A 19104-nucleotide genomic window follows, 5' to 3' on the forward strand; every position below is an offset into this window, starting at 1 on the left:
TCCTAGGTCGGCGCGCGCGGTTTCCCGGCTCAGATACGGGCCGCGCTCCCAGCCTCTATCCGGGAATCCGGCAACCGCCCACCAGTCCCCGACGCCCACCGCGACGCACTGCGGAACCGACGCCGCACTGAACTCCACGACGCCTTCGTCTCCCTCGCCCGCAGCCTGATCTGCTTCAGACGCCTCAAGAAGACACGATCATGATCGTGTTACGAGCTCTGAGGGTTGGGTGATGTGGCTGGATTGTTTCGGTTCCTTGTGAGAAGGCAGTTAACGTTCACGACGGCCTTTCACTGAAGTTGACGCTGCCCCATCTCCACATGGGACATGAATCCCACGCGGCCAAAGCCATGCCCTCAACAGGACCAAGCACTACTAGGACCAAAGAGGGCACGGTGTCGGGGAGGGTTGACTTGCTGAGATGACGGGTTGACTATCCGATCTACGCATCATCTTTGCGTAGCCGATCGCTTCGTAAGCCCTGGGGGGGAAATGTCGCATTCTGGCGTAGTTTCAGGAGGCCGCACAGCGGCAGTCGCCACAGTCACCGCTCTTCTGATGATTGCGGGTGCAGCGCCGGCCTCGGCTTCGTCCGCCACCGACACCATTCCGTCGTCCATATTCTTGAACACGGAAAAGAAGAATGCGAACTATGGCGGCCCTGAGCTTGACAGGATTCGTGAAACCGCTGCTGCTGATGGAGTCTCTCTTGCGTCGGCCATCACGGACCGCTTGGCTGAACCGAGCCGTTCTGAACGGTTGCTGACGCCCAACGAGCCCGATGGTCCTGTCAGCACGCCGTCGACCTCGATTGATGGGTTGACGGCCGGCGAGCTCGAGGACATCGCGTCGATGGCGACAGCAGAGGGCATAACGATTGAAGAGGGAATAAACAAATACGGCTGGCAAGAAGAGTTCGTCAAGGTTTCCGATGAACTCGAACGAAGATATCCGGATACCTTCTCCGGAGCTGAGAAGCTCGATGCAAGTGCATGGTTCGCATTCAAGGGAGCGCCTACCGCCAGCGCTCTCACTCTCATGTCCGAGCTGCCAGTCCCGGTGGAAGTCGTCAATCGGGACTTCGCCGAGTCGGAACTCTCAGAGGCAGCGACGGTTTGGGCTGCGGCGCGGGAGGCGAAGGGAGAAGAGTTCGCTTCGGCCTACGACATCCGACGGGGAGTGATTGTTGCGGAACTGGCGGTCGGCCAGAGCGACGGCAGATCGGGGAGCGCAGCAAAATCCACACAGAGCGTCAAGATCGGCGGACGCGTCTTTCCCGTAGAGGTTAACCACACGAATTCACTGGTGTCGATCGATCAGGACAATTACATTCGAGGCGGAGGGCACCTGTTGAGCTGCACCGCTGGATTTAACCTGAAAAATATCAGCAGTAGCACGAAACGTCTGGGGACGGCAGGGCACTGCGTTCCTACTGCGGGCGCACTCGACAGGTATTCGAACCATTCAAACCACGGTGGTGCCACTGGAGTAGATGTCGTGTGGACCCATCGCGGCGCATGGGGCGATTTGGGATACACGTCGCACGGAAGCCTGATAGCTACTCGCACTTTCTACCACGAGCGCAATAAGACCAGGTACGTCGACAGTCGTGCAGGCATGCCCTCGGTTGGCACCAGCATCTGCCACTACGGTCGCACAACTAATAAGTCTTGCAGCAAGGTCAAATACCGAGATGTCTCCGCTTCCGGCCTCAAGCACATGGTGGTTATGGAGGCGAATGTTTCCAAGGGCGGAGACAGCGGTGGCCCGTGGTACAGCGCCGGCACCGCTTACGGAATACACAAGGGCGTAATATCCATGGGAGGGCGGGAGAGAAGTTGGTTTACTCCCGCCTATCTTTTCCAGAACCGAAAGTACGACGTGTGGCAGCGATAGCCCGCATCACGCAAGCTCTGAGGCATCCTCGATGCAACGCCATGTGTTGCTGGACAGGGGCCGGTGCGGATGCCGTTGGATCGCCGTACAGCGCATTGAATTGCGTCTCTGGCCGACCCCTCGGGCGGCCTGCATAGCGGATCTTGTTGGCGAGCAGGCATGAACCACCGCGGCAGATCGAAAGGTACACCGAGTAGAGCACGCACTGCAGAGGATGGGGTCAGCACCCTGTTCCTCTGCAGTGCGTGAGTGTATTCTTGCAACGCCCGCCCTCCCCTCTCTCTTGTCCGCGCCTGCTGCGGTTGGGTCGGGGATGCATATCCAACTGATGTCGAGCGGTCGTTCGTTCCGAATCTTCCAGCCTTTTGGTTGCACCAGATGCGTCGGGCACTGGCTGATTCGTCCTCAACTCAAGCGTCACATCATCAGCAAGCAGAAATCTCGGTTCGCAAATATCACTTCATGCGGCGTAGTAGTAGACGGAAGAGCTGATTGGGGCTGAAGCACGTCATGCGCTATTCAAGGTCTATTGCGCTGGTTTCTCTATCTCTGGGAGTTCTTCTCGCCTCCGCCTGCGGTGGCAAGGATAGTGTAGTGAATCCTGACGAAATTAAAGTAAAGGGCGAAAACCCGCGCATAATTTTGCATAACTTTTCCTCAAGTGACGACATGCTCGTGGGTGGAAAAATCGAGTACATTCCCGACGGTGACTGTCTCATGGCGCAGGTCGATCGTGGGGGGAAGGTCGTATCCCTGACGCCTGTGTGGCCGCAAGGATTTGAGTCCGTTCAGGAAAACAACAAACGCGGCGTCGCCGATACGGACTCTGGAACCTTTCTTGAAGGTGACAACGTGCAAGCCAGCGGCACATTTCTAGATGCCGATGACGAGGCTATGGCAGAGGTCGGCATCGATTCGCCATGTCGCTCCAGCCGCGGTTTCGTCGTATTCAACAAGGGCAGCTTCACAAATGGCTGAGGTCCAGGTCCACGGTGCCGGACTCTCGCCGTTGACGACTGCCCTCCATGCCCGCGTCGTCTGAGCAGTCATCGACTTCCTGAGTAACAGGTCCACTTCCGGACGTTTCGTTCGGCTCCCTCTGCCGGCGAGGAGCTACCTTTCGGCGGCGAACTCGCCTACGACATGCTCGACAAGCACGACGGGGCCTTCCTGAAACGGGGGCTGTGGCAGATGGCCCGGCAGTTCCCGCAGCTGATCGCGATCGGCGTGCGCCCGGCCCACGCGGCTGATCCGGCCCGGTTACGCACCGTCGGGCCGGCCGAGGTGGCCGCGGACTCGTCCAGGCGCTCGGCCTGGTCGTGGTCAACAGCGTGCTGGGCCACCTGCTCGCCGGAGGGAGCACCAACGAGCGGCTGGAGGCCGCGCCGCTCGCGTTCGCCGGGACCGTCCCGGCGCTGGTGCTCACGCCGCCCGCCGGGGTGCTGATCGACCGCCACCCGCTGCGCACCGTCATGATCACCACCGCCGGGATCCTCGGACGTGTCCCGGGCACCGTCCTCATCGCGCTGGCAGGCCCCGCCCCACCCTGATCGCCGATACCGTGCACTCGGGCAAGAGGGTGGGCATCGACGTGAGATGGATCGGGTGATGGCTATGGGTGATTCGTACGCGGCGGGCAGCCAGTTGGTTGTTCAGGCAAAACCCTCCGAAAGCGCGATGCTACGCAGAGCCGTTGCTGCGCTGGGCCAGTACGCCGGCGAAGGCTTTCAGCCGAAAGGCACCCGCAGTGCGCGCTTCCTCAACGGGGAGGAAGAGGAGGCCATGACGGTCACCCTCACGCATCCTGCTCACTCGGCGCTCAACTCCTGGGTTCAAGTCAGTCTCGGCGATTTCGCGGCGGATGGCGTCGGCACGATCTTCCTGACGGTCCATCTGGACGAGCTGAGCGACACACTCACGCAGGAATGGGCGATGGCCGTTGCCCTGACATCACAGCTCGTGGCGGGCCTCAGCCCCCGCTTGGCGCATCTGACTGCGTGGCACCTCGACGGGCACGGGCAGGTCTACCCGTCCACCCGCCTTCGCCCCGGCTCCAACCTGCCAGGCGAGTTCGGACCGTGGACCTATGTATCCGGTGAGAGGATCACCGACCAGGTTCGCGTTCGACTCTCGGCTCTACCTGGGTACGCTTCCCAGCCACTCGGGAATGGCTGGCTGGTCAGGGCGGTCGAAAATCCCGGTGCCGAGCCGACCGAACAGTTCCGGGACGCACTGAGGGAACTGGACACCGAACCGATCATCTACCGAGCAGCCCGACTGGCCGCCGCTTGATCGGTTCACCTCCCCGCCTGGGGCGCACAGCCGCCTCGTAGCCCGAGGGGAGGAGTACTGCCGATACCAGGGTGACCACGGTGAAGACGGCTGCCGGGAGACGTTCACCGTCACCCAAGACATCAAGTCCGGTCTGAAGCTCACGCACGCTCGACGAATACACGATTACCTCCAGAGATTCCGACACACCGGCCGAGAGCAACTCGCGCCTGATCCAGTCCGACGATGACCTCTTCACGAAAAGAGCGCACGGCTGTGAGCACCATCGGCGACGCCGCAAAATTCTTCAACGCCTATCTGGACATCGAGCGCATAGGAAGCATGGCTGTTTATTCGGAGCCGGACGAGGTGGTGAACAGTTACCGCACCAGCAGCATGAGGTTCTGGCACGCATCACCAGGAACCCCCCTGTCGCCGAGTTTTGGACGCCCCATGGGAATGGACTCCGATCAACTGGCCCAATTGGCGCGGACCGTCAGCCTGGCACGGCGCACGCTGTTCCTGGTCGCCGAGTACCGAGCGCACGAGGGTGACAGCATCTATGCGGGATTCGTAAGCGGCGACAGGGCTAGAACGGCCGAATCATACGGTGGTTTGCTCTACGCGACCGAAGTCAACGGTGATCTGAAGATCATCGCTTCCTACAAGGAAGACTTCGATGGAGTATCCCCTCCGGTGCGCTGGCGTCACTCGCAAGGCGTGGAAATTGATCTTCCCGGCCCTCCCATTTCCGTACGCCCCTTCGAGGCGCCAATCGGACACCCCGCTCACCTGGGGGACTGGGAAAAGCTACGCGACTCCGTCACCGATTGGTGAGTCCTTGCCTCACTGCACCAGCCCCAGATACGGCCCAAACTCCGAGGCCAGGGTCAGGCGGCCCAGTTTCTGGTACTCCCGCTGGTTCGCGTGGATCAGGGCCTCCATCGTCACTGCCTCGCCCCAGTCCGCCGCCAGATACGCCGCCGTCACCGCGACCGAGCGGATGTCGCCGTCCGCCAGCTCGAAGTTATCGGCGCAGAAGGGAACCACTGCCTGGGCCCGACCTCGGGGCACCGACCTCGACCTCTCAAATTCGGGCTTCGCCGAACTCGTCCAACACGTCCTTGCACAGGGGCTGGAAGTGGAGGTGTACTCCCATCTCTTCAGGTTGCGCCCCGAGCACGGGACACTGGCCGCCCGGCCTGGCGTCTCCCTCGCGACGTTGTACTGCGCCGACACCGACGAGGGGCACGACCAGGTGACCGGCCGGAGTGGTTCCCACGCCGCGACCCGGGCCAACCTGCTCAAGGCCCAGCAGCTCGGCATCCCTCTCCGGGTGGAGATCGTGGACGTCCTGGAGGAGCAGCGGTTCGAGGAGGCACGGGCCGAACTCGAAGGGCTCGGCATCACGCACGTGCACATCGGCCGTCTGCGGGGCGTCGGAAACGCCGCCGGCGGGATCGGTCTGCCGTCCACACCGGAGCTGTACGGCCGGTGCGCCCATGGCGTCGCCGCGATCCTGTCCGACCGTACGGACCACCCCCGCACGCGCGGGGATCACCGGCGGCTACTGGAAAGACGGGCCCCTGTGATGGGACCACCCCCGCACGCGCGGGGATCACGCGGCCGGCATCGGCCCCACCTGCGCCCGCAAGGGACCACCCCCGCGCGCGGGGATCACGCGTCATAGCGCCCCTCCGCGAAGGCCGTCGAGGGACCACCCCCGCGCGCGGGGATCACGTCACATGCTCCGGATCGAGCACCTGCGGGAGGGGACCACCCCCGCGAGCGCGGGGATCACACCGAAACCGCGAGGCCGAGGTCGAACTGGCTGGGACCACCCCCGCGCGCGCGGGGATCACGGGATGTCCCGCCAGTCCGGGGCGATCACCGAGGGACCACCCCCGCACGCGCGGGGATCACTTCTGTGCCGTGTTTTGTAGCAGTGTGACCGTGGGACCACCCCCGCACGCGCGGGGATCACCCCTACGCCGCTCCCTCGAACGGGCCAGCGAAGGGACCACCCCCGCACGCGCGGGGATCACCGAGCTCGTCCGCGAGCTGCTTCCACCGTGGCGGGACCACCCCCGCACGCGCGGGGATCACCGGCTCCGAGGAGATGGCGATGTTGATCGTCCGGGACCACCCCCGCACGCGCGGGGATCACCCGACGAACGGGCTCACCGCGAGCAACAAGACGGGACCACCCCCGCACGCGCGGGGATCACGGCACCCCGTTCCCCTACGCCGTGCCGGTCCTGGGACCACCCCCGCACGCGCGGGGATCACCGCGGGGACCACACCTTCGCCCTGCCCGACCCGGGACCACCCCCGCACGCGCGGGGATCACATTACGTACGGGGGTGACGGCGAGGCCATCCCGGGACCACCCCCGCACGCGCGGGGATCACTGGCCGAGGCCCAGACCGGCGTCGGGACGCTCGGGACCACCCCCGCACGCGCGGGGATCACCGGTGTCGTAGATCAGGCGAGTCAGGCGTCCGGGGACCACCCCCGCACGCGCGGGGATCACGCCGACCGTGCGAGCCGAAGGGTGTGCCGGAGGGGACCACCCCCGCACGCGCGGGGATCACTTCACTGTGGACCCCTTCGCGTCGACCTTCTTGGGACCACCCCCGCACGCGCGGGGATCACAGCTGGCACACGCACATTCACGCGGTCGTGTGGGGACCACCCCCGCACGCGCGGGGATCACGCGTTCTCCAGCAGATGACGCCACGATGTGACGGGACCACCCCCGCACGCGCGGGGATCACGCGACGGTGCCCGGGACGGGGCCGACGATGCCGGGACCACCCCCGCACGCGCGGGGATCACAGTTCCTGACCTGCGGGTTTATGTGGCGAGGGAGCTGTTTTTCATCACTTCATGGGAAACGGACATATCGGTCCTCGCTAGTAGACGGCCTCTGCCAGAGCTCTGTAACCGCTCCGTCCCGCTAGCGGACGCACTGGTTGCCGATCGGGAGACCTCGGCCGGGCTTGCCAAGCCGAGCCCCCCAGCGTACGGGAGGCGGCACCCCGAATGATGGCCTGCTCGCCGAGCGACCGGCGACGTGGAGCGCGTCGCCCCGTGCGGTGTCGTGGGCAGGGTCTATCCGCTGTCGGACGTGTCGGCGGCCGTCGCGCCCCGGAGGGGCCTGTGTGCGGGGCGCGCACTCGGTCCGTTGGTGCGAGCGTCCGTCAAGGGGTGTGCGGCCGTGCTGCCGGACCGGCTGGTACTTCGCCGCCCAGAAGAGGGTGGACTGAACAGACTTGAGGAGAAGACCTCTGAAGTGCGTGTAGAGCCATTGAAGAGAGGGGGGCTTCGGTATCGATTTCGGGTATTCCATGCCGAGGCCACTGAAGTGTGCATATCTTGGGAGGGGTTCGAATCCGGCTCGGCTGTAGAGCCGTCTCTTGATGTGGGGGAGGGCCTCCTTGCCGCCCAGCACTCTGGAGCGAGGTTCCGGCGGATAGAGCGCGAACCCGTCTCCTCAGGACACGACGCCCTTATCGGCGGGTAATTCACGGGGGGAAGGGGTGAAGTCGGCCTATCCTGCGGCGAATCGGATCTCCTGTCAGGGGTTGCAGGGGGCCGGCTTGCTGGATCGGGGAGCGTTTGCACGGATGGCGCCCCCGCTTGCCCGCCTGCGATGTTCGCGTACCGAGGCGCAGCGCTGAGGCCCTGCCCCAGATGCCGGGCGACGGCGTGACGCTCAGCCTGTGGGCGCTGGGAACGTCGTACTGGTACACGTCGATCCCCCGCGCCACGCTGCTGTGGTGGCCGCTGTGGATAGGTCTGGCGGCGCTGAGCCTGCGCCGCCCGTGGTTCAGGACGGCCTACCTGTGCGTGGCGACCCCGCTGGCGGCGCTGGTGGCCCTGGCGTTTCTTACGGGGCGGTGGGCGGGGTGAGACGGGGAGCCCGACCGGGTCGCGCCCGGTAGAGCGGGGCGGCCGGGGCCTCGGCGGGCGGAGGGGCCGCTCCGCATGGGCTGAGGGCGTGCCTGCCGACCGCGCTCCGACTCGGCGCGAGCCACTTCGGCGTCGTACAAGCGGCGCTGCCGGAGTACCGCGCGAGCGCGCTCGGGCGGCTCGGCCGGACCGAGGAAGCCGAGGCGGAGGCCCGCCGGGCGTACCGGACCGAGCAGGGACGGCGCTGGTTCCGGCCCAACCCGCACGGCGCGGACGCCGTTGCCACCGCGACCAAGGCCGCCGACGAAGCCAGGGAGCGCACCGCGCAGTACCTGCTGGCGGTACGGCTGGAGCAGCTGCGCGAGCAGGCCGTCGCCCGCACCGGGCAGACCGCGCCCACGCCGTGGACCAAGCCTCGGCCTGACCCAGCCCATCGCGGCAGCCTCAGCCTGACCCAACGCATCCCGGCGGGGGCACTGGCTTGTCATGCGCGGCCGCCGCTATCCCACCGACACCACCAACACCACCAACACCGAATGGGCGTTCACACCCTGAGAAGCCGCTCCAGCATGAACGACGCATCCTCCGATGGATCGATGAGCAGAGACTGCACGCGGTATTGCCCTGGGGGGACGTCCACCGGGATCACATCGGCCTCGCCTGTCTCGTCACCGCGCATCGCAGAGTCGAGCAGGAAGTAGCGACCGCCGAGGGCGATGTCGAAGATGTCCTGCCACTCGTCCGAGGCCATGCTCCGCTCCACCGCTCCCTCCAGCCCCGTGTCGGTGTCGGCCGCGCACCAGCGGATGAACGTCATCGTGCGGTCGAGATAGGTGATGGCCTACGGCTCTCCGCCCAAGGTGAGGATCTCGCCGTGATCAGGCAGGGCAACTCTCCCGACGTACTGCATTCCCTCCGCATCCGCCTCGGTGCCCACCCAATCCGTCAGGTACGACTCCGGACACAACGCGTAGTACCCGAAATCCGTGTCGAGCCACTGCACCGGGACCTCCCAACCCCACAACGGCCCCCGACCCTACCCATGCTCCGCCGGCGGTTCACAACGCATGGCAGCGCCGCCCCGCCGGTGCGGCGCGGAGCTCTCACGCTCTGTGACCTGCCGGGGCCGGAGGGTCCCAGGGCTACCACTCCCACTCGGTCCTGCTGACCCGGCCTGCTGGGTATTCGTCTTTCCTTATGGTCGAAATCGGCATGGACGTTCTGGTCCCGGAGGGGAAAAGAGCGGACTAAACGGACTTGAGGTAAAGACCTCTGGTGTGAGCGTTGAGACATCAAAGAGATGGAGGCTTGGGTATCGATTTCGGGTAGTCGGCACCGAGGTGAATGGAGTGTGATCGTCTTGGGGAGGATTCGAGTCAGGCTCGGTCGCGGAGCAGTCTCTTGATGTGGTCGACGGCGCTCTTGATGCTGCTGCCGGAACTCCGGATCGCGAAGTTCTGCTCGGCGGGCGGGAGTTCCTTCAAGCTGCGGTGACAGGGAGGTCGCGCCCCTGGGGGCTGAGGAGCAGCCGCAGTCCGGGCGTCCCCGGACCGACAATCGCCCCGCCACCACCTCTATCGTGACGAGAACAGCGTCGGTGATAGCGTGAACATGGTTAATTTGAGAGTTCTTTCCGGGGGTATTCACGTATGACCATGAAGCGATCCCACGTACTTCGGCTCCTGGCGGCCGGCTCCCTGAGCGTCGCGCTCGTCGCGACGAGCGCGGGTGCCGCCCACGCCGGGAACTTCAAGAACCGCAAGATTTACGTGCAGCCCTCCGGGGTGACCGCGGGCAAGGCGTCCTTCACGGCGAAGGGGGACCGGCTCACCATCTGCGACACGGTCGCGGACGGCTACAGCGTGTCGGTCACCGTTTATGACGATGACAACAAGCGCAAGAAGATCTACAGGCTCGCGGTCGGCGGCAAGGGCAAGTGCAAGACCTCCACGAAGAACCTTGTGGACGGCCACCGCCACAGCTTCTGGAGCGACACCACCGGATCGACGGGCGGAATGGGTCGTATCGGTTACGAGGTGGCCTGACCGCCGCGTTCCCCTCGCCGCCCGCAGCCCTGCCCGGGAAGGCGGCGACGACACCCTTCCTGGGAAACACCGTTCCGGAAAGGGCTTGTCACCGGAAGGTGTTGGGGGTCCCGAACCGCGGTTCGGGACCCCCAACACCTCTTGGCGTCTTCAGCCGGCGGCTGGGGTGGCGGCCGTCGCGGGCGCGTTTCAGAAGTGGCCCGTGATGCTGTTGGTTCCTCACTCCTGGCGCAAGGAGGCGAGCCAACTGCCGTCCTGGAACTCGGCAGGTACCTCGTCTCCCCACGGATCGATGCCGCGACGCTCCAACTCCTCGAACCAGCGGTCCCGTTGTGATTCCGGGAGGCGTCGGCCGCACCAGGGGCAGAAGTCGATCCTGATCGTCGACGTGCCGCCGTCGTGGATGATCAGCCCGTACTCCTGGAGCTTGGCGCTGTAGTCGATCAGGGTGTCCGGGCAGTCGAAGGCGTCGGCGTGCTCTTCGCAGCGCGCGTTCACGCGGCTGGTCATCGCCTCGCAGCAGTGATGGGGCATGGTCCCGGTTCCTCGTTGGTCAGCGACAGGAACCAGCAGTGGATCACGACTCCCGTTGATGCGCCCCGCCCGCAGAATTGACCCACGTTTCTGCCGCTGGAATGCACCGCATCCCAGGTCGCTTCCCCGCCTACCGTCGAAGCATGACCACCTACCACGTACCCCAGCGCATGAACTTCGCCGCCGTCGTGCCCAAGGTCTTCAAGGCCGTCCTCGCCCTCGACGCCGCCGCCCGTGACGGGCTCGACCCCGTCCTGCTGGAGCTCGTGCAGATCCGCGCCTCGCAGATCAACCGCTGTGCGTACTGCATCGACTACCACATCTCCGACGCCCGCAAGGCCGGTGAGTCCGAGGAGCGCGTCTACCAGCTCTCCGCCTGGGAGGAGTCGAGCCTGTACACCGAGAAGGAACGGGCCGCCCTGGCTCTGGCCGAGGCCGTCACCCTCCTGCCGCAGGGCGTGTCGGACGAGGTGTACGCGGAGGCCGCCGAGCACTTCGAGGAGAAGGAGCTCGCCCAGCTCATCTCGCTCATCTTCACCACCAACGCGTGGAACCGGATGAACGCCACTACGCGCAAGGCGCCCGGTACCGCGTAACCGGGACACGGCGTATCCGCGTGACCGACTAGCCGGGACACGGCGTATCCGCGTATCCGCGCAACCAAGCGACTCTCCCCGGGCGATGGCCGCCCCGCCGGTGCCGGCCATCGCCCGTGGCATGCCACCGCATGCCACCACGTGCCACCGCACGCCACCGCATGCCGTCAACCATTCTCCTGAGACCTGAGAAAGGGCTGATCACGCCGTGACCACCATCGACGTCGATACCGGGGCGCCCGCCGCCAGCGGTCGTTCACCCGTCAAGGGCTGGCTCGCCGTCCTGGCGGTGACCCTGGGCATCTTCTCCCTGATGACCTCCGAGCTGCTCCCCGTGGGTCTGCTCACCCCCATAGGCACCGCCCTGGACGTCTCCGAGGGGACCGCGGGGCTGATGGTGACGGTGCCCGGCCTGGTCGCCGCCGTCTCCGCGCCCCTGGTCACCGTGGCCACCGGGCGCATCGACCGCCGTATCGTCCTGGTGGTCCTCATCGGCCTCATGGGCGCGGCCAACCTGGCATCCGCCTTCGCCACCAGCTTTACGGTGGTCCTCGTCGCCCGGTTCCTGATCGGGATCAGCGTCGGCGGCTTCTGGTCCATCGCCGGCGGCATCACCCTGCGCCTGGTGCCGGCCAAGCACGTGGCCCGGGCCACCGCCGTCATCTTCGGCGGTGTGGAGACCGCGTCCGTCCTGGGCGTGCCCACCGGAACGTTCATCGGCGACCTCAGCAACTGGCGTACGGCGTTCGCCACCGAGGCGGCCACCTCGCTGTACGTCTCCGCGTTCAACCTGTCCATCGCGCTCGGCGCGCTCTTCGGCGGCTTCGTCGTCAACGGCATCGGCACCACGAGCGTGCTGTGGATCGGCGCGGCCCTGGCCTTCCTCGCGCTCTTCGTGGTGGGCCGGGCCCGCCGTCGCACTGAGACGCACGCTACTGTCCCGTAGCCGTCAGCCGTCAGCCGTCAGCCGTCCGCCGTCCGCCGCCGCCGAAGAAGGGGGCGGCGGGAAAACCGGGTGCCCCAGCGTGAGAGGCCGCGCTATCGTCGTCCGTATGAACGTCACCGGCCCACGCACCACCGCGACCGCGCGAGCGACCAGCTCGCCGGTTGCCGCCGTCTGACATTCTCCATCCCCCCGGCGACCGGAAACGGTCCGTCGGCAGTGCCGTGGCCCCAGGCCCGGCCGGGTGACTGAACGGCCCGTTCTCCGGTGCCTCCCCGCTGCTGCGCGAAGGAGCCACCCCCATGCGTACGGAACAGCTCGTCAGCACCTTCATCGACTACTACGAAGAACGCGGCCACCGCCGCATCACCGGCTCGACCCTGCTGCCGCCCCCCGGTGACCCCGTCCTCTTCATCACCGCCGGCATGCACCCGCTCATCCCGTACCTGGAGGGCCGCCCCCATCCGCTGGGCCGGCGGCTCGTCAACGTACAGCGCTGTCTGCGCACCACGGACCTGGACGAGGTCGGGGACGCCACCCACCTGACCGTGTTCGAGATGCTCGGCACCTGGTCGCTGGGCGATTACGAAGGTCCGCTCAGTCTGGAGTGGGGGTACGGGCTGCTCACCGATGGGCTGGGCGTCGATCCCCGGCTCCTGCATGCCACCGTTCACGGCGGTGACGAGCGCATCGGCCCGGATACGGCCTCGCTCGAGCTGTGGCAGCGTCTCGGCGTGCCCGTCGAAACCACCGTCGACGACAACTGGTGGCCCGGCGGAGCCGACGAGACCCCCGGACCGTGCGGCCCCGACTCGGAGATCTTCCTGTGGAGCGGTGACGGTCCGCCGCAGTCGACGCCCACCCGCGACGACCGCTGGGTCGAGATCTGGAACCACGTGACGATGACCCACCGCCGGTTCGGAGACGGCTCCCTCGCCCCTCTCCCCCAGCGCAACGTCGACACCGGACTCGGCCTGGAGCGGCTGTCCTCACTGCTCCAGGGCAAGCCGTCCGTCTTCGAGTGCGACGTCTTCGACCCCTGGCGTCGCCTCGTCCCGGCCCTGTGGGACCTGGACGAACCCTCGCTGCGCCTGGTCTGCGACCACCTGCGCTCGGCCGTCGTGATCGTCGGCGACGGCGTGCGCCCGTCCAACTCGGGGCAGGGTTACGTGCTGCGCCGCCTGGTACGCCGGGTGCTCACCGTGCTCCGGCGCGAGGACCCCTCCCGCGGCATCGAGGACCTGCCGGAGGAACTGGTCCGGCACACCCTGGACCACTTCCGGCAGGATATGCGGCCGAACGACGTGTTCCGCACGCTGAGGGAGGAGGAGCAGCGGTTCAGCCGGCTGCTGGAGCGCGGCCGGCAGGTACTCGCCCGGCCCCGGTTCCAAGGGCCCCTGAGCGAGGAGGACTTCCACTACCTCCACGACACCCACGGTCTGCCGCGTGAGCTGATCACCAGCCTGCGGGAGGGGTGAGGGCTCCCCGGGGCACGGGGGCCGGGCACGGGGGCACGGGGGCCGGGCACGGGGGCACGGGGGCCGGGCCCCCGGCCCCGCCCCCGGCTCGGTCCCGCCCCCCGCCTCACCCCCGTTCCAGCCCGCCCCGCGCGATCACCCCCGCGTACCACCGCGCGCTGTCCTTCACCGTGCGTCGCTGCGACGCGAAGTCCACGTGGACGATGCCGAAGCGCTTGCTGTAGCCGTACGCCCACTCGAAGTTGTCCAGCAGCGACCACAGGAAGTAGCCCCGCACGTCCGCCCCGTCCGCGATCGCCCGGTGTACGGCGCTCAGGTGCGCGTCCAGGTACGCCACCCGCTCCGGGTCGTGGACCTGGCCCTCCGGGTCCGCGTAGTCGTCGTACGCCGCCCCGTTCTCCGTCACCAGCAGCGGCACGTCCGGGAGTTCGTCGCGGAGGCGGGTCAGGAGTTCGTACAGGCCGTTCGCGTCCACCGGCCAGTCCATCGCCGTGCGCGGGCCCGCCGCCGGGGTGAACGCCACGTGCTCCTCGGCCCCCGCCCAGGGGGAGGGGGACTCGGACGAGCCCGCCGAAACCACGCTGGGGGAGTAGTAGTTGATGCCCAGCGAGTCGATCGGGGTGGCCGTGACCTCCAGGTCGCCGTCCCTCACGAACGACCAGTCCGTCACCGCCGCCGTGTCCTCCACCAGGTCCTGCGGCAGCCGCCCGTGGAAGACCGGGTCCAGGAACATCCGGTTCGCCACCGCGTCGATCCTGCGCACCGCGTCCCGGTCCGCCTCGGTGTCCGTGAGGGGGCGCAGGGCATGGAGGTTGAGGGTGAGGGAGACCTCCGCCGAGGACGGCAGGCGGTCGCGCAGGACGCGGGCCGCGCCGCCGTGGGCCAGGTTGAGGTGGTGGGCGGCGCGCAGGGCCGCGAGGTCGCTGGTGCGTCCGGGGGCGTGGACCCCGTTCCCGTACCCGAGAAACGCCGCGCACCAGGGCTCGTTGAGCGTCGTCCACGTCGTCACCCGGTCGCCCAGCGCGCCCGCCACCAGGCCCGCGTACTCCGCGAACCGGTGCGCCGTGTCCCGCTCCGGCCAGCCGCCCGCGTCCTCCAACTCCTGCGGCAGGTCCCAGTGGTAGAGCGTCGCGACCGGTCTGATGCCCGCCGTCAGCAGCTCGTCCACCAGCCGCCGGTAGAAGTCGAGGCCGCGCTCCACGGCCGGTCCCCGGCCGGTCGGCTGGACCCGGGGCCAGGAGACGGAGAACCGGTAGTCGGTGACGCCGAGTTCCTTCATCAGGCGTACGTCGTCCGGCATCCGGTGCAGGTGGTCGGCGGCGATGTCCCCGGTGTCGCCGTTGCGGACCTTGCCGGGGGTGCGGCTGAAGGTGTCCCAGATGGACGGCGTACGGCCGTCCTCCGTGGCCGCCCCCTCGATCTGGTACGCGGCGGTGGCCGTGCCCCACCGGAATCCGGTGGGGAAACGGAGTCCTGTCCCGGTCTCGGGGCGGGCGCCCGGGGAGGTCGCCGGGCGGGCGTCGACAGCGGTCATGAGGCGGACACTCCAGAGGTGAGGGAGGGAGGGGGCGATAAGGGCGGGGGAGCGGGGGCTGCGGCGTCTCAGCCCTTCACCGCGCCCTGCATGATGCCGCCGACGATCTGCCGGCCCAGCAGGCCGAAGACCAGCAGCACCGGCAGCGTGCCGAGCAGCGTGCCGGCCATGATCACCGACTGGTCGTTGACATAGCCGCCGCCGAGCTGCCGCAGCGCGACCTGCACGGTCGGCTCCTGCGAGGACAGCGCGATGATCGGCCAGAAGAAGTCGTTCCACGCCGTCATGAACGTGAGCATCCCGAGCACCGCCATGCCCGGCCGCGCGATCGGGATCACGATCGACCAGAAGATGCGGGCCGTGGAGGCCCCGTCCACCCGGGCCGCCTCGATCAGCTCGTCGGGGAGCGACTGCACCAGGTACTGGCGCATGAAGAAGACGCCGAAGGCGGAGACCAGGCCCGGCAGGATCACCGCCTGGAGCTGGTTCACCCACTGGAGTTCGGCGATCAGCATGAACAGCGGGATCACGCCGAGCTGCGGCGGGATCATCATCGTCCCGATCGTCAGCGCCAGAAGTGCGTTGCGGCCCTTGAACTTCAGCTTGGCGAAGGCGAATCCGGCGAGCGTGCAGCACAGCACCGTGCCGATGGTGATCGACGACGACACGATCAGCGAGTTCAGCAACGCCTTGCCGATGTCCGCCTCTTCGAGCACCGCGTCGAAGTTCTTGATCAGGTTCGGGCCCGGCAGCAGGCTCGGCGGCACCTGCGCCAGGTCCGCGTTGGACCGGCTGGCCGCGACGATCGTCCAGTAGAAGGGGAACGCCGAGATGAGCAGGGCGAAGCCGAGGATGACGTACGAGAGCCAGCCGCCCTTCATCGTCCGGCCCGCGCCCCCCTTACGCGGCCGCCGGCCCGGCGGGTCCTGCGGCGGGCGGCCCGTCTCCGGCGCGGTCGGCGGTGCGGCGAGCGCGGTCATCGGCCGGCCTCCTTGCGTGAACGGCGGCGCGCGATCAGGGCGTTGACCCCGACGAGCACCACGATCAGAACGAACATCACCCAGGCGATGGCCGCGGCCCGGCCCAGGTGGAAGAAGCCCCAGCCCTGCTCGTACATGTACAGGCCGAGGGTCTGGTACTGGTGCGAGATCCCGCCCGAGATCGACCCCTCGAACAGCAGTGGCTCACCGAAGAGTTGGGTCGCCCCGATCGTCGAGATGATCACCGTGAAGATGATCGTGGGGCGCAGCCCGGGAAGGGTCACATGGATGAACTGCCGCCAGCGCGACGCCCCGTCCATCTCCGCCGCCTCGTACAGCTCGTGCGGGATCGACTGCATGCCCGCCAGGTAGATCAGCGCGTTGTACCCCGTCCACCGCCAGATCACGATCGTCGACACCGCGATCTGCGACGCGACCGTGCCCGTCTGCCAGTCCACCGGGTCGAAACCGACCAGCCCGATCACGTAGTTGATCAGCCCGAAGTCCCGGCCGAAGAGCTGCGCGAAGACGAGCGTGGCGGCGGCCACGGACGTCGCGTACGGGAGCAGGATCGCCGTCCGGATGAACGTCCGCCCGCGCAGCTTGTAGTTGAGCAGGTGCGCGAGGCCCAGCGCCATCGCGAGCTGCGGGACCGTGGACAGCAGGCCGATGGTGAACGTGTTGCGCAGCGAGATCCAGAAGTACTCGTCGGTGAACAGCGCCGTGTAGTTGGCGATGCCCCGCCACTCCATCTCGCCGCTCGTCTGGAGCTCGACCCGGTAGAGGGAGACGAACGCCGTATAGAGGAGCGGGAAGAGGCCGAAGGCGAGGAACAGGGTGAAGAAGGGGGCGATGTAGGCGTACGGGGATGCCTTGCGCCAGGTCCGCCGGAGGCGGGCTGCCCGACCGTCGTCGGGCCCGGGTCCGCTTCCGGCGGGGCTGCGGGGCCCGGCCTTCGCGGTGGCGGTGAGGGACACGATGCGGCCCTTCGGGATCGGGGGCGGGAGAGACGGGAGAGGGGGGCGGTGCGGTGCGCGGGAGGAGCGCGGAGGATGGCTACGGGGGTGGGCCCGGGGCTTCGTGGCGTACGGGCGGCGGGGGTACGGGGGTGGGCCTCGGGCTCTGTTGCGTGCAGGGGACGGGGGTACGGGAGTGGGCCCCGGGCCCGTTGCGTACGGGCGGCGTGTACGTACAGGCGGCGGGTCACGCGAGTGGGCCCCGGGCTCCGTTGCGCACACGCGGCGTGTACGTGTACAGGCGGCGTGTGCGCGGGAGCTGATGGAGGCCGGATGACTCCGGACGGCTGGGCCGGCCCACCCGCTTATCGCGGTGGGCCGGCCCTCGGTCGGTGTCGTCCAGGTGGGCCGGCCCCCGGGGCGGACGGCTGCCGGTCGTCCGTGCGAGGACGTCCAGGCGATCCGGCCCACCCCGGCGCGGCGTCACCCGGGACGTCCGGGCGGACCGGCCCCGGGATGACACCGCCGCCCCGGCCTCACCCCATCACGTTCGACACGCCCTTCTTCGCCGTCTCCCACGCCTTGTCCGACGAGACCCCCTTGCGCTCCACCTCGCTCAGCGCGTTCGTGATCTGCTGCATCACGTTCTGGTCGTGCACGCCCAGCACCTGCACCGGCGACTCCTTGGCCGCGTCACCGAAGATCTGGCCGATCGGGGCGCCCGAGAAGTACGCGTCCTCGGCGTCCGCGATCGTCTCGATGGCGCCGGTGGAGGACGGGAAGTTGCCCTGCTTCTGGAAGACCTTCGCCTGCTGCTCGGGGGCGGTCAGCCACTCGATGAGCTGGTACGCCTCCTTCTTGTGCTTGGCCGCACGCGGGATCGAGAGGTACGAGCCGCCCCAGTTGCCCGCGCCGCCGGGCAGTTTGGCGATGTCCCACTTGCCCTTGCCGCCGTCACCGGCCTGGCCCTTGATGTATCCGAGCATCCAGGCCGGGCACGGGATCGTCGCGAACGAACCGGCCGCGAACGCCTGGTTCCACTGCGGGGACCACTGGTCGAGCTTGGCGCTCAGGCCCGCGTCCGCCGCCTTCACCGAGGTGTCCCAGGCTTCCTTGACCGCCGGGTTCTTCTCGTAGATCAGCTCGCCGGAGGCGTTGTAGTACCGCTCCTCCTGCTGGCCGATCATGATCGCGTAGAGGGATCCGACACTGTCCAGCCAGGCGCTCTTGGCGGGGGCCTTCTTCTTGTACTCCTTGCCCAGCTCCAGGTAGCCCTCCCACGTCGACCACTTCTTCGCGAGCTCGTCGCGGTCGGTGGGGAGCCCGGCCTGCTTGAAGAGGTCGGTGCGGTAGCAGAGCGCCTCGGGGCCGACGTCCGTGCCGAGGCCGAGGATCTTGCCGTCCTTGGTGGTCGCCGCCGACCACTTGGCCTCGGCGAACTCGCCCTTGAGCTTGTCGGCCCCGAACTCCTTCAGGTCCTGGAACTTGTCGGACTGCTGCTGGGTGACCGACGCGATGCGGCCCACCTCCACGCCCTGCACGTCCGCGAGACCGCCGCCGCCCGCGAGGCGGGTCTGGAGCGACTTCCAGTAGTCCACCTCGTCCTGGGTGTCGCTCTGCTTGATCTTCACGCCCGGGTTGAGCTTCTCGTACTCCGCGTACAGCCCGGCCTCCTTGAAGCCGAACGAGCCGAAGAGGTCGACGGTGAGCGTGACCTTTCCGCCGGCGCTGTCGGAGGAGTCGGAGTCCGACGAGGAGCCGGATCCACAGGCGGCGAGGAGCGCCCCGGCGAGAACGACCGCGCCGAGGCGGACGGTGGCTCTCTTGGCGGCTCGGGCGATGGGCATGGGAAGCCTCCCTTGGCTTCGGGATGAACCGAGCGCTTTGAGAGCGCTCTCAAAACCTGCGTCTGGAGCGTCTCCCACCGCCCCCTCCCCGTCAAGACTCGAACGCATA

At 67.5% G+C, this 19104-nt stretch carries 16 protein-coding genes, 2 pseudogenes and 1 CRISPR repeat array; of the genes and pseudogenes, 11 read left to right on the top strand and 7 right to left on the bottom strand.

The annotated features are described in order from the left end of the window. Positions 1 to 558: 558 nt before the first annotated feature. From ACLJPL_RS06430 to ACLJPL_RS06450, 5 genes are all read left to right on the top strand, one after another. Positions 559 to 1896, top strand: coding sequence for a S1 family peptidase (locus ACLJPL_RS06430; protein ID WP_411079707.1), 1338 nt, complete (start codon positions 559 to 561; stop codon positions 1894 to 1896). Between the two features lie 594 nt (positions 1897 to 2490). Next, on the top strand, positions 2491 to 2874 hold the full coding sequence (locus ACLJPL_RS06435; protein ID WP_411079708.1) for a hypothetical protein: 384 nt from the start codon (positions 2491 to 2493) through the stop codon (positions 2872 to 2874). 341 nt (positions 2875 to 3215) lie between these two features. Next, positions 3216 to 3446, top strand: a complete 231-nt coding sequence (locus ACLJPL_RS06440) for a hypothetical protein (RefSeq protein WP_411079709.1) — start codon at positions 3216 to 3218, stop codon at positions 3444 to 3446. Positions 3447 to 3510: 64 nt separating this feature from the next. Next, a complete protein-coding gene (locus tag ACLJPL_RS06445) occupies positions 3511 to 4188 on the top strand; it encodes a hypothetical protein (RefSeq protein ID WP_411079710.1) in 678 nt (225 codons plus the stop codon). 255 nt (positions 4189 to 4443) lie between these two features. Then, positions 4444 to 5004 (top strand): hypothetical protein, encoded by a 561-nt coding sequence (locus ACLJPL_RS06450; protein ID WP_411079711.1) that lies wholly within the window; start codon positions 4444 to 4446, stop codon positions 5002 to 5004. A 9-nt stretch (positions 5005 to 5013) separates the two neighbouring features. Here the strand turns inward: ACLJPL_RS06450 and ACLJPL_RS06455 are convergent. Next, positions 5014 to 5214, bottom strand: a pseudogene (locus ACLJPL_RS06455) (hypothetical protein); the annotation flags it as partial. A gap of 94 nt (positions 5215 to 5308) precedes the next feature. On the opposite strand from ACLJPL_RS06455, the gene ACLJPL_RS06460 reads away from it, so the two are divergent. Next, positions 5309 to 5857, top strand: a complete 549-nt coding sequence (locus tag ACLJPL_RS06460) for a hypothetical protein (RefSeq protein WP_411079712.1) — start codon at positions 5309 to 5311, stop codon at positions 5855 to 5857. 82 nt (positions 5858 to 5939) lie between these two features. Further along, positions 5940 to 7005: a CRISPR direct-repeat array (repeat unit 29 nt; unit sequence GGGACCACCCCCGCACGCGCGGGGATCAC). An 873-nt stretch (positions 7006 to 7878) separates the two neighbouring features. Next, positions 7879 to 8082: pseudogene (locus tag ACLJPL_RS06465) on the top strand (hypothetical protein); the annotation flags it as partial. A 544-nt stretch (positions 8083 to 8626) separates the two neighbouring features. Here ACLJPL_RS06465 and ACLJPL_RS06470 read toward each other — a convergent pair. After that, positions 8627 to 8920: an Imm21 family immunity protein gene (locus tag ACLJPL_RS06470; protein WP_411080029.1), complete on the bottom strand. Its 294-nt coding sequence runs from the start codon at positions 8918 to 8920 to the stop codon at positions 8627 to 8629. A gap of 811 nt (positions 8921 to 9731) precedes the next feature. Between ACLJPL_RS06470 and ACLJPL_RS06475 the strand changes: the two genes are divergently transcribed. Further along, the gene (locus ACLJPL_RS06475; protein WP_411079713.1) at positions 9732 to 10127 is read left to right on the top strand and encodes a hypothetical protein; all 396 of its coding nucleotides are present in this window, start codon (positions 9732 to 9734) and stop codon (positions 10125 to 10127) included. A 219-nt stretch (positions 10128 to 10346) separates the two neighbouring features. On the opposite strand, the gene ACLJPL_RS06480 is transcribed toward ACLJPL_RS06475, so the two are convergent. After that, positions 10347 to 10661 (bottom strand): DUF6980 family protein, encoded by a 315-nt coding sequence (locus ACLJPL_RS06480; RefSeq protein WP_411079714.1) that lies wholly within the window; start codon positions 10659 to 10661, stop codon positions 10347 to 10349. A 143-nt stretch (positions 10662 to 10804) separates the two neighbouring features. Here ACLJPL_RS06480 and ACLJPL_RS06485 point away from each other — a divergent pair, with 143 nt between their 5' ends. From ACLJPL_RS06485 to ACLJPL_RS06495, 3 genes are all read left to right on the top strand, one after another. Next, complete coding sequence (locus ACLJPL_RS06485; RefSeq protein WP_411079715.1) at positions 10805 to 11257, top strand: carboxymuconolactone decarboxylase family protein; 453 nt, start codon at positions 10805 to 10807, stop codon at positions 11255 to 11257. Between the two features lie 208 nt (positions 11258 to 11465). Further along, entirely contained in the window at positions 11466 to 12203 is a 738-nt protein-coding gene (locus tag ACLJPL_RS06490; protein WP_411079716.1) for an MFS transporter, read from the top strand. A 299-nt stretch (positions 12204 to 12502) separates the two neighbouring features. Beyond that, on the top strand, positions 12503 to 13678 hold the full coding sequence (locus ACLJPL_RS06495) for an alanine--tRNA ligase-related protein (protein WP_411079717.1): 1176 nt from the start codon (positions 12503 to 12505) through the stop codon (positions 13676 to 13678). 106 nt (positions 13679 to 13784) lie between these two features. Here the strand turns inward: ACLJPL_RS06495 and ACLJPL_RS06500 are convergent, their stop codons facing one another. From ACLJPL_RS06500 to ACLJPL_RS06515, 4 genes are all read right to left on the bottom strand, one after another. Next, positions 13785 to 15212, bottom strand: coding sequence for a GH1 family beta-glucosidase (locus tag ACLJPL_RS06500; protein ID WP_411079718.1), 1428 nt, complete (start codon positions 15210 to 15212; stop codon positions 13785 to 13787). A gap of 68 nt (positions 15213 to 15280) precedes the next feature. Next, positions 15281 to 16192 (bottom strand): carbohydrate ABC transporter permease, encoded by a 912-nt coding sequence (locus ACLJPL_RS06505; RefSeq protein WP_411079719.1) that lies wholly within the window; start codon positions 16190 to 16192, stop codon positions 15281 to 15283. Further along, positions 16189 to 17169 carry a carbohydrate ABC transporter permease gene (locus tag ACLJPL_RS06510; protein ID WP_411079720.1) on the bottom strand — a complete coding sequence of 327 codons (981 nt, stop codon included), beginning with the start codon at positions 17167 to 17169 and terminating at the stop codon, positions 16189 to 16191. Before ACLJPL_RS06510 ends, ACLJPL_RS06505 begins: the two co-directional genes overlap by 4 nt. A gap of 515 nt (positions 17170 to 17684) precedes the next feature. Further along, positions 17685 to 18995, bottom strand: a complete 1311-nt coding sequence (locus ACLJPL_RS06515; RefSeq protein WP_411079721.1) for an ABC transporter substrate-binding protein — start codon at positions 18993 to 18995, stop codon at positions 17685 to 17687. Positions 18996 to 19104 lie beyond the last annotated feature (109 nt).

Source organism: Streptomyces sp. cmx-18-6, assembly GCF_046548915.1.
Classification (GTDB): Bacteria; Actinomycetota; Actinomycetes; order Streptomycetales; family Streptomycetaceae; genus Streptomyces.

Bases quoted from the DNA above. Each gene is read 5' to 3' on its own strand.
- ACLJPL_RS06430 (WP_411079707.1), top strand. From the start codon at position 559: ATGATTGCGGGTGCAGCGCCGGCCTCGGCTTCGTCCGCCACCGACACC.
- ACLJPL_RS06445 (WP_411079710.1), top strand. From the start codon at position 3,511: ATGGGTGATTCGTACGCGGCGGGCAGCCAGTTGGTTGTTCAGGCAAAA.
- ACLJPL_RS06475 (WP_411079713.1), top strand. From the start codon at position 9,732: ATGACCATGAAGCGATCCCACGTACTTCGGCTCCTGGCGGCCGGCTCC.
- ACLJPL_RS06480 (WP_411079714.1), bottom strand. From the start codon at position 10,661: ATGCCCCATCACTGCTGCGAGGCGATGACCAGCCGCGTGAACGCGCGC.
- ACLJPL_RS06485 (WP_411079715.1), top strand. From the start codon at position 10,805: ATGACCACCTACCACGTACCCCAGCGCATGAACTTCGCCGCCGTCGTG.
- ACLJPL_RS06495 (WP_411079717.1), top strand. From the start codon at position 12,503: ATGCGTACGGAACAGCTCGTCAGCACCTTCATCGACTACTACGAAGAA.
- ACLJPL_RS06500 (WP_411079718.1), bottom strand. From the start codon at position 15,212: ATGACCGCTGTCGACGCCCGCCCGGCGACCTCCCCGGGCGCCCGCCCC.
- ACLJPL_RS06505 (WP_411079719.1), bottom strand. From the start codon at position 16,192: ATGACCGCGCTCGCCGCACCGCCGACCGCGCCGGAGACGGGCCGCCCG.
- ACLJPL_RS06515 (WP_411079721.1), bottom strand. From the start codon at position 18,995: ATGCCCATCGCCCGAGCCGCCAAGAGAGCCACCGTCCGCCTCGGCGCG.